Annotated in this window: 16 protein-coding genes; 13 read left to right on the top strand and 3 right to left on the bottom strand. The window is 40.1% G+C overall.

The features are described 5' to 3' along the window. The first annotated feature begins 225 nt into the window (after positions 1 to 225). The 3 genes from ACYVIL_RS05450 to ACYVIL_RS05440 all read left to right on the top strand — a co-directional run bounded on the left by ACYVIL_RS05450 (position 226) and on the right by ACYVIL_RS05440 (position 1,738). Positions 226 to 843 carry a hypothetical protein gene (locus ACYVIL_RS05450; protein WP_460311839.1) on the top strand — a complete coding sequence of 206 codons (618 nt, stop codon included), beginning with the start codon at positions 226 to 228 and terminating at the stop codon, positions 841 to 843. Positions 844 to 1,013: 170 nt separating this feature from the next. After that, positions 1,014 to 1,298, top strand: coding sequence for a pyrimidine/purine nucleoside phosphorylase (gene ppnP, locus ACYVIL_RS05445; RefSeq protein ID WP_303471869.1), 285 nt, complete (start codon positions 1,014 to 1,016; stop codon positions 1,296 to 1,298). Positions 1,299 to 1,378: 80 nt separating this feature from the next. Next, positions 1,379 to 1,738: a Fis family transcriptional regulator gene (locus tag ACYVIL_RS05440; protein ID WP_303471872.1), complete on the top strand. Its 360-nt coding sequence runs from the start codon at positions 1,379 to 1,381 to the stop codon at positions 1,736 to 1,738. A 24-nt stretch (positions 1,739 to 1,762) separates the two neighbouring features. On the opposite strand, the gene ACYVIL_RS05435 is transcribed toward ACYVIL_RS05440, so the two are convergent. From ACYVIL_RS05435 to cysK, 3 genes are all read right to left on the bottom strand, one after another. Continuing rightward, on the bottom strand, positions 1,763 to 2,401 hold the full coding sequence (locus ACYVIL_RS05435) for an NUDIX hydrolase N-terminal domain-containing protein (RefSeq protein ID WP_303471874.1): 639 nt from the start codon (positions 2,399 to 2,401) through the stop codon (positions 1,763 to 1,765). A 12-nt stretch (positions 2,402 to 2,413) separates the two neighbouring features. Beyond that, positions 2,414 to 2,878 carry a hypothetical protein gene (locus ACYVIL_RS05430; protein ID WP_460311838.1) on the bottom strand — a complete coding sequence of 155 codons (465 nt, stop codon included), beginning with the start codon at positions 2,876 to 2,878 and terminating at the stop codon, positions 2,414 to 2,416. 111 nt (positions 2,879 to 2,989) lie between these two features. Next, entirely contained in the window at positions 2,990 to 3,958 is a 969-nt protein-coding gene (gene cysK, locus ACYVIL_RS05425) for a cysteine synthase A (RefSeq protein ID WP_303471879.1), read from the bottom strand. 245 nt (positions 3,959 to 4,203) lie between these two features. On the opposite strand from cysK, the gene ACYVIL_RS05420 reads away from it, so the two are divergent. The 10 genes from ACYVIL_RS05420 to ACYVIL_RS05375 all read left to right on the top strand — a co-directional run bounded on the left by ACYVIL_RS05420 (position 4,204) and on the right by ACYVIL_RS05375 (position 13,985). After that, complete coding sequence (locus ACYVIL_RS05420) at positions 4,204 to 5,040, top strand: AAA family ATPase (RefSeq protein ID WP_303471881.1); 837 nt, start codon at positions 4,204 to 4,206, stop codon at positions 5,038 to 5,040. Further along, the gene (locus ACYVIL_RS05415) at positions 5,040 to 6,218 is read left to right on the top strand and encodes a vWA domain-containing protein (protein ID WP_460311837.1); all 1,179 of its coding nucleotides are present in this window, start codon (positions 5,040 to 5,042) and stop codon (positions 6,216 to 6,218) included. Before ACYVIL_RS05420 ends, ACYVIL_RS05415 begins: the two co-directional genes overlap by 1 nt. 17 nt (positions 6,219 to 6,235) lie before the next feature. Then, positions 6,236 to 7,306, top strand: coding sequence for an RDD family protein (locus ACYVIL_RS05410; RefSeq protein ID WP_460311836.1), 1,071 nt, complete (start codon positions 6,236 to 6,238; stop codon positions 7,304 to 7,306). 10 nt (positions 7,307 to 7,316) lie between these two features. Next, positions 7,317 to 8,327: an XdhC family protein gene (locus tag ACYVIL_RS05405; RefSeq protein ID WP_460311835.1), complete on the top strand. Its 1,011-nt coding sequence runs from the start codon at positions 7,317 to 7,319 to the stop codon at positions 8,325 to 8,327. Next, positions 8,324 to 8,935, top strand: a complete 612-nt coding sequence (locus tag ACYVIL_RS05400; protein WP_460311834.1) for a nucleotidyltransferase family protein — start codon at positions 8,324 to 8,326, stop codon at positions 8,933 to 8,935. Before ACYVIL_RS05405 ends, ACYVIL_RS05400 begins: the two co-directional genes overlap by 4 nt. A gap of 15 nt (positions 8,936 to 8,950) precedes the next feature. Next, entirely contained in the window at positions 8,951 to 9,433 is a 483-nt protein-coding gene (locus ACYVIL_RS05395) for a (2Fe-2S)-binding protein (RefSeq protein WP_303471890.1), read from the top strand. Then, positions 9,430 to 11,673 carry a xanthine dehydrogenase family protein molybdopterin-binding subunit gene (locus tag ACYVIL_RS05390; protein ID WP_460311833.1) on the top strand — a complete coding sequence of 748 codons (2,244 nt, stop codon included), beginning with the start codon at positions 9,430 to 9,432 and terminating at the stop codon, positions 11,671 to 11,673. The genes ACYVIL_RS05395 and ACYVIL_RS05390 overlap by 4 nt, the downstream gene beginning before the upstream one ends. A gap of 265 nt (positions 11,674 to 11,938) precedes the next feature. Next, complete coding sequence (locus tag ACYVIL_RS05385) at positions 11,939 to 12,649, top strand: sulfotransferase family 2 domain-containing protein (RefSeq protein WP_460311832.1); 711 nt, start codon at positions 11,939 to 11,941, stop codon at positions 12,647 to 12,649. Between the two features lie 127 nt (positions 12,650 to 12,776). Further along, complete coding sequence (locus tag ACYVIL_RS05380; protein ID WP_460311831.1) at positions 12,777 to 13,529, top strand: rhomboid family intramembrane serine protease; 753 nt, start codon at positions 12,777 to 12,779, stop codon at positions 13,527 to 13,529. Next, complete coding sequence (locus tag ACYVIL_RS05375) at positions 13,530 to 13,985, top strand: acyl-CoA thioesterase (RefSeq protein ID WP_303471896.1); 456 nt, start codon at positions 13,530 to 13,532, stop codon at positions 13,983 to 13,985. The last annotated feature ends 133 nt before the right edge of the window (positions 13,986 to 14,118 follow it).

The raw sequence follows: 14,118 nt of genomic DNA, 5'->3' as shown, positions 1-14,118 counted from the left end.
ACTTGGGGTAATATTCCTCTTAAGTGAAAGCATATTAGAATTAATGAGCCAAGGTGATACCTTGGCCATCTAAGTATCATAAATTTTTACAAATCTTATGCTGATAATGATGCTTTAAAACAAGACTACTTGGGGCAATCGTTGTAGCCTAGAACCCAATTCTAACCTTAATCAATGTCGTATTTTTATTGTAAATTAGACATAAACCCATCAAACGGATTGATAATGAACTCAAAATTTAACCTGTTCGCTGTATTTACCATTAGTGTTTTTTTAACGGGCTGTATGAGTATGCCCATATCGACAATGTATAAAATGTCACAGTTTTCTCCTTTTGATATGGAGCCTAAGGATATTCGTATAGCCCTTCGAACTAATCAAAGTATTGAAGTGAAAAGTGGGGCCGCGCAAATATTCATGAGTTACAGTTCTGATGGAAATGAGCGTCTGCCTGCTTTTTACGAAGAGCATAAATTTAATGTGCAGATGCAAAAAATTCAAAATGCTGAAATGCCAGAGATTTTGTTAGATGATCTAGAAGATAATGAAGCCGTTACTATTCTTAAACTATCGGATAGCGACGCTCAAACAATGAAAAATTTATTGGCTAAAGCAAAAGAGTACAAAGCTCAAGAAGCTAGGGGGAAAGGCGAATTTGCTATCTCCACTGAAAATAATTGTTTTGGAAATTTAAATAACTTTACTTCTTTAGAAGTGGATGTCTTTTTACAAGCAGTGAAAGAAGATGGATACATGCTGTTTTTAGAAGATATTGACGTTATCGAAGAGGCTAACAATAACGATATTGACCTGCAGCAAACAAACCGCTGTGAAGTCGGTTAACTGCGCTATACCCTTGCAAGCACTTAAATTTTTATTTTAGGCTTTGCAGTTAGATCGCAACATGATGAATTATTTAGTGCTAGGAAATCTAAATTAGCAGTTTTTGATAGGGTGTTTCTGCTCAAAAGCTGTTAGATTGTCCGCCATTTAAAATGAGATAAAGGCGTAATATGTTTAAAGTAAACGAATACTTCGATGGTAAAGTTACCTCTATGGCGTTTCAAACCGCAACATTACCTGCAACTGTGGGTGTAATGGCACCAGGCGAATATGAATTTGGTACCAGTGAGTTTGAAACAATGACGGTGGTGAGTGGGGCGCTTACAGTGCTGTTGCCTGGTCAAACAGAATGGCAAACGTTTACCAACAGTCAGGTATTTACTATTGAAGCAAATGTTAAGTTTCAAGTTAAAGTAACTGTCGATACGGCCTATCTTTGCACTTACGGAAAATAGTCTCTTTGTCGGCAAAATTAACCTAAACCCTCACGGTTGTTTTTAAACGGCAACCGTCTCTCAACTGATTAAAGTGTGTTATGTCTTCAGCGAAATCCACCGTTAAAAAACTAGATGAAAATACTATTAAAGCACTGACCAAAGTGTGTGAGATAGGGAAACAAAAGGTTAAAGGGTTCGACTGGCTTACCCATAGCGCCGATTACAGTAACTTTCCATCTAGTTTAGTTATTACCTGTGTGTTTATTACTGAGCAGCAGATAAGCGATGCAAAAGAGCAGCAACAGGACGCTTACTTACGTAAATTAATTCATCAACATCTATTGAAAGTTGGAATTTTATTGAAAAATCCCAAACAGAATGTCTTTTTTGATAGTGAAGAAGCTTGCCAATTAAGTCATCAAGGAAATTGGGATAAACGTTTAACTTTACTCCACTAATATAAAATCTTAGTACTAGAGCCGTTAGTCAATGCTAGTGAGTTTTTGCTGGTCGGCAAAGTAAATAAACGCGTCTTGTAAATCCCGCATTATTGTTCTACCAGTAGATAGGGGAGGTATCTCATCTAAGGCAAAAAAGTCTGCTCCGCATGTCTCCATACCCGCCAAAGGTTTAACGGGTTCTATAGGGTCACATAAAAACAAAATTTTATAGAATTCTCGTATATCAGGATCATAATCCCCTGATGCTTTGTGACGTAAGGAAATTAAACGAGGGTGGCTAACCTGAACATTTGCTTCTTCTTCAATTTCTTTTTTAATATTTTCTACTGCCGTTAAACCCACATCGGCGTAACCACCAGGTAAAGTCCATTTCTTATCACTTTTCTCTTGTACCAAAAGGATTTTGTTGTCTTTTATGACTGCGCCACGGACTTCAACTTGTGGGGTGACATAACGGCGATGGAAAGGCGTGACTAAGTCGGAGATTTGGTTAACAGGGACAGAAGCTAAATCACTCATCATTTGTCGTGCTATTTGGGAGATTTCTTCAAATCTTTCCCTATCGAACTCTTCTGGCGAAAAAGCTAAACCGGATTCTGCAATAGCGTGAAGTCGTTTAACGTAGGAAAGCCAAATCGTCGAATTGACTAGATTAGACATATTAATATTCCGCTATAAATATTTATCTGGCTGAATTTTATCTACCAACCATTCTCCGTCTTTGCGGATCATTTCAATGACGCGAATATCTTCAACTCGTTCTTCATATAAGGTACCTGTAAAAAATAAAGTCACGACCGCAGTCTCTGCAAATTCACTTCGTCCAATACTATTTCCCGTATCAGGTTGGATGTCGACTTCATCATAGACGAGATCAAAAACGTGTCTCTGGACATTCCTGTTCGTACGGTAAGAGCGTAACAATCTAGCCATACGTTCGGTACTCATGGCGATTGCTTTATTTAAGTTCTTATCGTTATACACATGTTGAAAAAACTCAACGGCAGCATAATCTGGTGTATTGGTGTCCATCATGCCATATTTGCCAGCGCCTTTTTTATTCTCACTGTCGCAGGCTTGCAGGAATAAAACAAAAATACATAAAGAGAAGAATCGTAGGTAAGGGTGATTTATCATGATGAATTGTAAAGGTTAGATTGAAAACCCATACAGTCTGCGTTTTCTGGTATTAAAAGTAAAGAGCAGGCTGAATGCCTGCTCCTTTTTATCGTAGAAATGCGCTGCTTTTTATTGCACTTCTTCGTGGTCAGTGAATTCACCAGCAAACATAGCACTACTTAAGTAACGCTCTGTAGAACTTGGGAAAATAACCACTATCATTTTGTCTGCAAATTCGGGTTTTTCAGCAATACGTTTCGCTGCAACCATAGCTGCGCCCGTTGAAATACCAGCTAATATGCCTTCTTCTTTCAATAGACGATGAGCCATTTCTATTGCGTCATCATTTGATACTTGTTCCACCTGATCAACAATATCTAAATCTAAATTGCCAGGAATAAAACCTGCACCGATACCTTGTATTTTATGAGGACCTGGTGTGAGTTCTTGGCCGGCTTTTGCTTGAGTAATAACCGGTGAATCCGTTGGCTCTACTGCTACGGTGAGAATATCTTTACCCTTGGTATTTTTCAGGTATCGACTTACCCCCGTGATAGTGCCGCCAGTACCAACACCTGCAACGAAAACATCCACTTTTCCATCGGTATCTTTCCAGATTTCCGGACCGGTAGTTTTTTCGTGGATTTCAGGATTCGCGGGGTTGTCAAACTGTTGCAACAAAATATATTTACCCGGATCTGAGGCCACAATTTCTTGTGCTTTTGCAACTGCGCCCTTCATACCTTTAGGCGCTTCTGTTAGCACCACATTTGCACCTAAGGCTTTAAGCAGCTTACGGCGTTCTAAACTCATGCTGCTTGGCATCGTTAAGGTTAATTTATAACCTCTAGAGGCCGCCACAAACGCGAGTGCAATACCCGTATTACCACTGGTTGGTTCAACTAACTCTTTGTCTTTTGTTAAGATGCCACGTTTTTCAGCATCCCAAATCATATTTGCGCCAATACGGCACTTAACACTAAAGCTGGGGTTACGTGATTCCATCTTAGCAAAAACGTTGCCAGTGGAAACAACACGATTTAATTTAACTAATGGTGTATTGCCAATAGCCAGAGAATTATCATCATAAACTTGCATACTATATCCTTGCATAGGTTTAGGTAACTTTCAGTGATACCCTTTGATGTGTTTTTGTTATTTGAATAACTATATTAGGCTGTTAATGTTGTACATAACAAGCACTTGTTTTCATGAAAATAGCAAATTTTATAAGTTTGCTTAACGTTGTACTCTAGTATGATTGTGCTCAACGGTTATTTTTCAAAGTGCTTTTTGCTATATCTTAGTTTTATATTCACATTTTTTCATTATTGAGGTGATTGATGCCATTTAGTAGTACCGGAAATTATATTGCGAGTAAGGAACTGCAACTTGCAGTGAATGCTGCCATTACATTACAAAGACCTTTATTAATAAAAGGTGAGCCGGGCACGGGTAAGACCATGTTGGCAGAAGAGTTAGCGAATAGCCTGGGAACTGATTTAATCCAGTGGCATATCAAGTCGACCACAAAAGCTCAACAAGGATTGTACGAATACGATGCAGTATCTCGTTTACGAGACTCCCAACTGGGCGACGAAAAAGTTAAAGATATCAGCAATTACATTATTAAAGGTAAGCTTTGGCAAGCCTTTGATGCGCAAACGCCCCCGGTTTTATTAATTGATGAAATTGATAAGGCAGATATAGAATTCCCAAATGATCTGCTCTTAGAATTAGATAAAATGGAATTTTTTGTCTACGAAACTAAGCAAACTATAAAAGCAGAGAAGCGTCCAATCGTGATCATTACGTCGAATAATGAAAAAGAGCTGCCTGATGCATTTTTACGTCGTTGTTTTTTCCATTACATTCAGTTTCCCGATAAAGAACAAATGCAAGACATAGTTGACGTGCATTTTCCAAATTTGAAAAAAGAACTTCTTGCACAAGCTTTGGAAACCTTCTTTGATTTAAGAGAAATGCCAGGTTTGAAGAAAAAACCGTCAACTAGCGAACTAATTGATTGGTTAAAATTATTGGTCGCCGAAGACATTCCCCCCGAAGCTTTGCAAAATAAGGACGGCAAAAATAGTATTCCGCCATTGTACGGAGCGCTTATTAAAAACGAGCAAGATATTCATTTGTTCGAGAAATTGGCTTTTATGGCTAGACGCTAATGTTAGTCGATTTCTTCTTTAAAGTTCGAGAATACAAAGTTCCTGCAACAGTTAGAGAATTATTAGATCTGTTGAACGCATTGGAGCAGCAGGTTGTATTTGCCGATACTGAAGGCTTTTATTATTTATCGAGAATGTGCTTAGTCAAAGATGAAAGCCATTTTGATAAATTCGACAGAGCATTTGCAGATTATTTTGAGGGTGTTCAGTCTATTGATTTGTTCGGTAAAGATATCCCTGAAGAATGGTTGAAGAAACAATTAGAGAGACATTTTAGTGAAGCTGAAAAAGCCGAAATTGAGGCCATGGGTGGGTTAGACAAACTTATGGAAACCCTCAAGAAACGTTTAGAAGAGCAACAAAAACGTCATCAAGGGGGCAATAAATGGGTTGGTACAGGAGGCACCTCACCTTTTGGAGCGCACGGATATAACCCCGAAGGGATTAGTATTGGCAATAAAGGTAAAGGTCAATCTTCCGCTGTTAAGGTCTGGGAAAAAAGAGAATATAAGAATTTAGCCAGTGACGTTGAGCTTGGCACTCGCAATATCAAAGTCGCCTTGCGCAAGTTGCGTCAATTTGCCCGAACTGGAGCGAGTGAAGAATTAGATCTCCCCACAACCATTGGAAAAACCGCAAAAAATGCTGGATGGTTAGATATTCATATGGTGCCTGAACGCCATAACGCCATAAAAGTGTTGATGTTTTTCGATGTAGGTGGTTCTATGGATGAACACATTAAGTCTTGTGAGGAATTGTTTTCAGCTGTGCATTCCGAATTCAAGCACCTTGAATATTTCTACTTTCATAATTGTGTATATGAAGGGGTTTGGAAAGACAATAAACGCCGAAGTAATGAAGTCATTTCTATCTTTGATATCATTCATAAATATGGCGGTGATTATAAATTAATATTTGTAGGCGATGCGACTATGGGCCCCTATGAAATTACCTATCCCGGTGGCAGTGTCGAGTATTGGAATGAAGAACCCGGGTCTGTGTGGTTAAAACGATTAACCGATCACTTTCCCCATGCCATTTGGTTAAATCCACAAATGGAAAAGCATTGGCAATATTATGCTTCAATTCAAATACTACAAGATCTTATGCAAGGAAAAATGTTTCCATTAACGATAGAAGGACTCAGTGAGGGCATCAAAGCGCTCACCAAAAGGTAAGTAGAAAAGGTAAGCATATGGACGCCAAGGATACGTTGACAGAACAATCCGAACACCACACTTCTAAACATCAGCAACGGCAAGAAACGAGGGATGTAGTTACCCCATACGCATTTGAGGTGGCACCCGACTTGTTCGGTACACCTTTGGCCACTCCTTTTCGTCGCGGATCAGCGCTGTCTGTCGATTTAATCTTGGTGGCAATACTCTCTAGTGTTACTGGTAATGCACTGGCAATAATAGTGGCGATTCTACTGTGGGTAACCAGTCGAAGATTAAAACGTGAAAAACGACTGCCATGGGTTATTAATTTGGTGCGCATAACGGCGGGGATTTTAGTCATTGGTGGTATATTTGGTTTATTTCGTAACGACCCACCAACTTGGATGACAGAGCAAGAGCAGCCAAGTGTGAGCTCGCGAGATGTGGTTGATGCGGTGATGTATACTGCTGCCTATGCAGCCTTAGTCAGTACAATTGATGAACAAATTGAACGAAAAGACTGTGCTGATTGGCAAGATTGTTGGAACGAAATAGGTAATAATTTGGTGGAAGATTTAGTTGAATTGGCCATCCCCAAACCTAAGAAAGTCGAAATGTTAGATGAATTTTTGCTGCAAAGTCAGCCTGGTTTAGATGATATTCAGTATCAAGAATTAAAAACAAAATTACATGCAAAATTCGAGTTACTGCAATCTGAAATTGATCAACACGAGGCAGATGAAAAGGCCATTGTTGCTGCCACGCCAAAACTCAAATCGTTTCAGGATTACAGCATTGTCAGATTTTTTAATGATGTCGCTAAAGATTTAGGTTTAGGGTTTGGTTGGGCGGCAGTCTATTTTACTGGAACCATGGTGCTATTTCGTGGGCAAACCATGGGTAAAAAAGTATTTGGTATAAAAGTGATTAAACTCGACGGTAGTAGTTTAAATGTGTGGGAATCCTTTGGTCGTTATGGGGGATATGGCGCTGGTTTTGCCACCGGATTATTGGGATTTTTACAAATTTATTGGGATCCTAACCGACAGGCGATACAAGACAAGATCTCCGAAACCTTGGTGATTAGATTAAAAGCAAAACAATAAGCGACGTTGAATGGCAAATGCATTTTCTAGCATTCTGAATATTTGGTATCCAAAAAAAGACGAATGTAAATGGGTCTTAGCCACCATTTTTGAGACTCAAGGATCGTCGTATCGTAAGCCTGGCGCGCACATGTTAATCAATGACGTTGGTCAATATTTTGGGCTGCTTAGTGGCGGTTGTCTGGAGTCCGATATAATGCTCCAAGCCCGCAGATGTTGGGATAACGACCAAGGTCGTATTGTTGAATACGATATGACCGAAGAACAGGATTTAGCTTGGCAACTAGGTATAGGCTGCGGAGGTTTGGTTAGAATTTTACTGCAACCAATCAGTGAAGATAATCATTATTTGCAATTGCACAAAGTCTATCATCGTTTGTCAGACAATGGCTTTTGCCTATATTCCCAGGAAATATCCATTGGTCTACCGAATGTTGAGTACACAGAATTACCTCGCACTGCGCAAGCTAGTGTGGAGAAGGTTGAAAAAAATGGCAGGCTATTGTTACAACAAATCCTAAGACCGCCTATCAATTTATGTATTGTCGGTGCCGGAGTTGATGCCCGTCCCGTTGTTGATATAGCAGCCAAATTAGGCTGGCGTGTTAGGTTAATCGATCCCAGAGCTAGCCATGGAAGAAGTCATTACTTCCCCAGTGCATTTGCGATAATTAAACAACCAATGGCAACGCTAATCGAAAATGCCAATGAAGCAAGTTGGTTGGCGCAAACTGATGCTATCATCATTATGAGCCACAATATTAGTATTGATGCTCAGGCTTTAATATTGTCGTCAAAAAGTTCTGCTAAATATGTTGGTATGTTGGGACCTATTCATCGTACCGAACGGGTATTTGAACAAGCTGGGTTAAAGCGGGAGGAATTTGAGCTTCCGTTTGCGAACCCTATCGGATTGCGCTTAGGTGGAGAATTGCCAGAATCCATCGCCTTGTCTATGATTTCTGAAGTACACAGTTTTATGGCTCAACAAGATGCAAAGTCAATAAGCGGTATTGTGTGAATATTGTCAGTTTAATACTTGCTGCTGGTGAAGCTAAACGTTTTGGTAGCCTAAAACAATTAGCGGTCATTAACGGTCAATCAATGTTGAATACGGCGATAACACAACACAGACTCGCTGGAATAGATAAAATAGTGGTTGTATTAGGTGCCAAAGCGAATCGAATACAACAACAAATTGATCCCTTGGTTGATGTTGTCTTAGCTCCAAATTGGCAATTGGGCATGGGGGAGAGTATTCGAGTTGGTGTGGATTTTATTAAACATCAAAGATATCCAAAGACGAGTAATATCTTAATTGGCTTAGGCGACCAAGTCGCAGTGAAATCAGCGCAGATTTTGAAATTGTGTAATGCGGTGAAATCTAACTCGACATCCATTGTCGCCGCAGACTATGGGGATAATATAGGTGTTCCAGCTTGTTTTCCTGCCCATACTTTCAATGATTTGCTAAATTTAAATAGTACAAATGCTAATTTACAAAAAGGCGCAAAGACGATTCTAAGTGCTAATAGACAAAATGTTGTCACGGTTAACATGCCTGAAGCACAACTTGATATAGATACGACTGAGGACTTGCGTCGCTGGTGCAACCTTTCCTCGCAATAACTTAGGAGCAATAACGTGATTAATTTCAGTGTAAACGGTAAGCAGCAACAAGTGGATGTTGATCCGAATATGCCTCTTTTATGGGTGCTTAGAGATTCTTTGGGGTTAACGGGAAGTAAGTTTGGGTGCGGTATGGCTCAATGCGGCGCTTGCACTGTACACATTGACGGTCAACCCGTACGTTCCTGCGTTATGCCTATATCAGCTGTTGCAGGTAAGCAAGTTACTACCATCGAAGGATTATCCAATACCGGAGATCACCCAGTACAAAAAGCCTGGATTGAACACAATGTTCCCCAATGTGGTTATTGTCAATCGGGGCAAATAATGAGTGCAGTTGCATTGTTATCCCAAAACGAAGCGCCTAGTGATGAGGATATCGATAATTACATGCAGGGAAATATATGCCGTTGCGGAACTTACCCGCGAATTAAAGCGGCGATTAAAAGTGTCGCAAAAGGAGCAGATCTTGCTAAAAATGTAGGAGATGACGCATGAGCCATAAAATAGAAAATGTCAGCCGTCGACAGTTTTTAAAAGTGTCAGGGGTGGGGGCAAGTAGTTTTGTCTTGGCGAGTAGTTTAGGCTCTTTTGCTCCGGTTTGGGCGCAACAAAATCAAAATGATGTAGAGCTTAATCTTTTTGTTAGTATACATGCTGACAATAAAGTGGACATCATATGCCACCGCAGTGAAATGGGGCAGGGAGTGCGTACTTCGATTCCCCAAGTTGTGGCGGAAGAATTATGTGCAAAATGGGATCTCGTCTCTGTAGTACAAGGTCAAGCCAACAAGGAATACGGTAGTCAAAATACCGATGGTTCACGCTCTATTCGTCGATTCTATACAACATTGAGGCAAATGGGAGCCTCTGCTCGAGCCATGCTTGAACAAGCGGCAGCAGATTTATGGAAAGTCGACGTCAATAGCGTGTACGCCGAACAAAGTTATGTGCATCATAAAGACTCAAACCGTAAAGTGAGTTTTGGATACATCGCTGAAGCCGCCGGCAAGCTATCTCCCCCTAATCCTGACTCCTTAACTTTCAAATCTAAAAAAGACTTTAAACTCATTGGTAAACCCGTTACAGGGATAGATTCAACCGAAATAGTCAGTGGTCAGGCTGAATTTGGACAAGACATTCGTTTGCAATCAATGGTGTATGCCAGTATTGAACGAGCGAAAGTGTTAGGGGCGAAAGTAACCTCTTATGATGCTGATGCGGCCAAGTCCGTAAAAGGGGTTATTGATACCTTTAAAATGCCTGAACAGCCAATGCCAGTTGTGTTTCATCCCATGAATGGTGTGGCTGTGATTGCCAATAATACTTGGTCAGCGTTACAAGGCCGAAAAGCGCTCAATATTGATTGGGAGCTAGGTGACAATAGTCAACACAATACTCAGGAATATATCGCTGATCTAAAAGCCAATATAGTGAATAAAGGTAACCCCATCCGCGTGGAAGGAGACGTTTACTCCGACTTGGTTCAGGCTACGGATACTCACAGTGCTACTTACAGTGTGCCTTACCTTTCCCAGGCGCCCATGGAGCCCTCAGCCGCTACTGCTGTGGTCAAAGATGGTAAGTGTGAAATTTGGGCGTGTACACAATCTCCCCAGGTGACTCAGCAAAATGTTGCCCAAGCCCTTGGTATCGAGCCTGAAAATGTCACTGTCAACGTGACGTTTTTAGGAGGGGCATTTGGTAGAAAAGCAAAACCTGATTTTTCCATAGAAGCGGCTTTGTTAGCAAAGCAACTCAAGCGACCTGTAAAAGTTGTTTGGAGTCGTGAAGATGACATTCAACAGGGCTTTTATCACGCAGTCAGCGTACTACATGTCGCTGCCGCGATGGATGCCAAAAAACAGGTAACCTCTTGGCTGCAACGCACTGCTTTCCCGAGCATAAGCTGGACATTTACTGGCACTGTGGATGAACCCCAAACGGGCGAACTTTCCCTTGGATTTGGTGATGTGCCATTTAATATCCAAAATTTATCTTGTGAAACCCATAAGGCAACTGGCCATATTCGAATCGGGTGGATGCGTTCAGTAAGTAATATTCAACACAGTTTTGCCATAGGCTCTTTTGTCGATGAATTAGCGAGCAAGGCCGGTATATCGACCCATAAAATGTGGCATCAGTTGTTGGGTGAAGATCGCTTGCTTAATCCAAAAACGGATGATTTTGATTATCAAAACTACGGTGAACCCCTGGAAGTGTTTCCCGTGGATATTAAGCGTATCAAAAAGGCACTGGATTTAGTTGTTGAAAAATCTGGTGCAAATCAGCCTACTCAAGAAAATGAAGGATGGGGGATTTGTGTCCACCGTAGTTTTGTCAGTTATTGCGCGGTAGCGACAAAAGTGAAAGTAGTGGATAACAAAGTAACGGTTTTAGAAGTTCACTCGGCTATCGACGCTGGTACTGTTGTCAACCCAGATCGTGTTCGTTCCCAACAGGAAGGCTCAATGATCTTCGGCTTATCTTTAGCCCTGTTAGGCGAGATTTCGGTAAAAGATGGTGCGGTCGAACAATCAAACTTCCATGACTATCAAGTGTTGCGGATGCACCAGTGCCCTAAAATAGAAACCTATATTATTGAATCAGACGCTCCTCCAGGTGGGGTAGGTGAACCAGGTACTCCACCAGTTGCGCCAAGTTTGGCCAATGCTATATACCATGCCAGCGGAAAACGTATTCGAGACTTACCCATTAAAAATCATATGGCGGTGTAAAAACACATTTAGTGTTTTAAACGTCTGGTTTAGGGCGAGTATAACGTAAGTGATTGTCAAATATCATCGACAATCACTCACTCTGTTGTCCTACTTAAATAGTCATTTAAAATGAAACCTCCATTTCAATTTACATATACCTGAGTTAAACATGACAAGGCTATATCCAGAATACGATAAATGTTAAGGTGTTGAGTGAATCATTTGATTATTACCTTGCTGCCCAGCAGGAAAATTTAACACCTGTCGAAGGAAGTGTTGACGAATGTTGATTTCTCACCAATATAATTTCATTTTTATTCATATTTATAAAACCGCTGGTACGTCAATTATGAACGAGTTCGTACCTCATTCTCGACTCATTGATCGGTTGGCTTATCAAAATACCTTATCCAGACTGATATTTGGCCAGATTAACAATCTAATGGGGTGGAGCGATGATGGTATGAAGCAGTTTACCGGTCATCACAAGCACGCTAAAGCCCATGAAGTTGAAGATAAAATGGGAACTAAGGCATTTTCCTCATATTATAAATTCTCGTTTGTGAGGAATCCTTTTGATCTTATTGTCAGCAAGTACTTTTATATTTTGCAATCTAAAAAGCATGTTTCACACAAAAAGGTGTTGAATATGAGCTTTCTCGATTTTTTAAAATGGCACTTATCCAAAAAGCCGCCTCTTCAAATCGATTTTCTAATGAATCAACATAGAGATAGAAAGCTAGTTGACTATATTGGTCGGTTTGAAAACCTTACTGAAGATACTAGCAAGATTAAGAAAAACCTTGGCTTGGAGGTTTCAAACGGGATAGAACATAGAAACCCTTCATTGAATCGTAAAAGTAAAAATTATCAGGACTACTATGATGATGAAAGTAAATCCCTTGTATTAAATTACTTTCAATTGGATTTAGAATTGTTAGGTTATAATTATGATGGCGCCCAAGGCGATATGAAATTGATTACTCAATACTAAATACAGGTATGCAGTTAGAAAAACGATAGGGAGAACTTGCCTATAGAAAAGCAAATAAATGTCCAAAGAGATGTATTAACTGCACTCAGTCTCTTTTATTTGTTAACAATGACCTTATAACTTAACAATGACAGTCAAGCCATCTTTTAAATCAAGTATCATTGTAATCAGTTTTTTCATTGGCTTTTTATGGTGCATCAAATCATTTGAGTTACTATTTCATGTTGATCTTGGGTGGTTAGGAGTATATCCACACAGTATTCGAGGTTTATTGGGAATATTAACCGCTCCCTTAATTCATGGCTCAGTAGAACACCTTTTTAATAATACCTTGTCTTTATTGATCCTTGGCGTTTTTATCGTTTATGGATACCCGCGATCACGATGGCGAGTCATACTCTTTGTTTGGATTTGTTCAGGTATAGGCGTTTGGCTATTTGCTAGAGATGCTTACCATCTTGGCGCCAGTGGCTTAACCCACGGCTTGTTTTTCTTTTTGTTCGTTGTAAGCTTATTTCGGCGTGATAAAAGTTCCATCGCGATCATGATGGCTGCATTTTTTTTGTATGGTGGCATGACCATGACAATTTTCCCACGACAAGAAAGTATATCTTTTGAATACCATCTATTTGGCGCTATATCTGGCACTATTGCAGCGCTTTTATGGCATAAAGTCGACCCTAAAGCGGCAATAAAACGTTATGAATGGGAAGAGCCAGAATCTCCTGACGACCCTTTTATTGGTGAGCAGTGGTTATATTCCAATGAATCTAATCTAAATCCCACTGAAAATGGCTCTGAATTAAATAACAGCGACGATAATAGTAAAGTCGATAGCCAACAAATAACAATATTACCGACTCGAAAGGAGAAAGACTGAATGTCTGAGCACAATAAGATGCAAGTGTTATTAAGAGTTCGTTATGCTGAATGTGACGCGCAACAAGTGGTATTTAATAGTCGGTATGCGGAATATGTAGACTTAGCTGCCACTGAATTTATGCGAGCTGTGTTGGGCGGTTTTGATAAGTTGCTGGAACAGGGGTTAGATAACCAAGTAGTTAATCTCAATATTAGTTGGCAAGGCCCAGCAAAATTTGATGATGTAATTAGCATGGACGTATTTGTTTCAAAAGTTGGTACTTCTTCATTTACCTTGGATGTAGAGATGTTTCATCAAACCACTAAACAAGCCATATGCACTGCACAGGTAATTTATGTCATGGTGGACGCCAAGACATTTAAAAAGGTTGAAATAAACCAAAAGTTGAAACATATATTACTAGCGGGCGCTCCTGACGCTAGCGTTAATCTTGCTGGTACTTTTGCCCCTTGAGTGGTGGTAGTGTAATCCCCCCAGAAAGTCGGAGCAGTTTTAAGTAGAAATTCCCGTTAAACTAAAACGAAGGAGTTTTCTATGCGTAAATCGAGATATACCGACAGTCAGATCCTGGCGATCATAAAACAGA

The organism is Aliiglaciecola aliphaticivorans (assembly GCF_054782055.1).
This window is presented reverse-complemented; position numbering and strand designations above follow the sequence as displayed.

Coding starts and splice junctions, on each gene's coding strand:
- ACYVIL_RS05450 (WP_460311839.1), top strand. CDS start 226: ATGAACTCAAAATTTAACCTGTTCGCTGTATTTACCATTAGTGTTTTT.
- ppnP (WP_303471869.1), top strand. CDS start 1,014: ATGTTTAAAGTAAACGAATACTTCGATGGTAAAGTTACCTCTATGGCG.
- ACYVIL_RS05440 (WP_303471872.1), top strand. CDS start 1,379: ATGTCTTCAGCGAAATCCACCGTTAAAAAACTAGATGAAAATACTATT.
- ACYVIL_RS05435 (WP_303471874.1), bottom strand. CDS start 2,401: ATGTCTAATCTAGTCAATTCGACGATTTGGCTTTCCTACGTTAAACGA.
- ACYVIL_RS05430 (WP_460311838.1), bottom strand. CDS start 2,878: ATGATAAATCACCCTTACCTACGATTCTTCTCTTTATGTATTTTTGTT.
- cysK (WP_303471879.1), bottom strand. CDS start 3,958: ATGCAAGTTTATGATGATAATTCTCTGGCTATTGGCAATACACCATTA.
- ACYVIL_RS05420 (WP_303471881.1), top strand. CDS start 4,204: ATGCCATTTAGTAGTACCGGAAATTATATTGCGAGTAAGGAACTGCAA.
- ACYVIL_RS05415 (WP_460311837.1), top strand. CDS start 5,040: ATGTTAGTCGATTTCTTCTTTAAAGTTCGAGAATACAAAGTTCCTGCA.
- ACYVIL_RS05410 (WP_460311836.1), top strand. CDS start 6,236: ATGGACGCCAAGGATACGTTGACAGAACAATCCGAACACCACACTTCT.
- ACYVIL_RS05405 (WP_460311835.1), top strand. CDS start 7,317: ATGGCAAATGCATTTTCTAGCATTCTGAATATTTGGTATCCAAAAAAA.
- ACYVIL_RS05390 (WP_460311833.1), top strand. CDS start 9,430: ATGAGCCATAAAATAGAAAATGTCAGCCGTCGACAGTTTTTAAAAGTG.
- ACYVIL_RS05385 (WP_460311832.1), top strand. CDS start 11,939: ATGTTGATTTCTCACCAATATAATTTCATTTTTATTCATATTTATAAA.
- ACYVIL_RS05380 (WP_460311831.1), top strand. CDS start 12,777: ATGACAGTCAAGCCATCTTTTAAATCAAGTATCATTGTAATCAGTTTT.
- ACYVIL_RS05375 (WP_303471896.1), top strand. CDS start 13,530: ATGTCTGAGCACAATAAGATGCAAGTGTTATTAAGAGTTCGTTATGCT.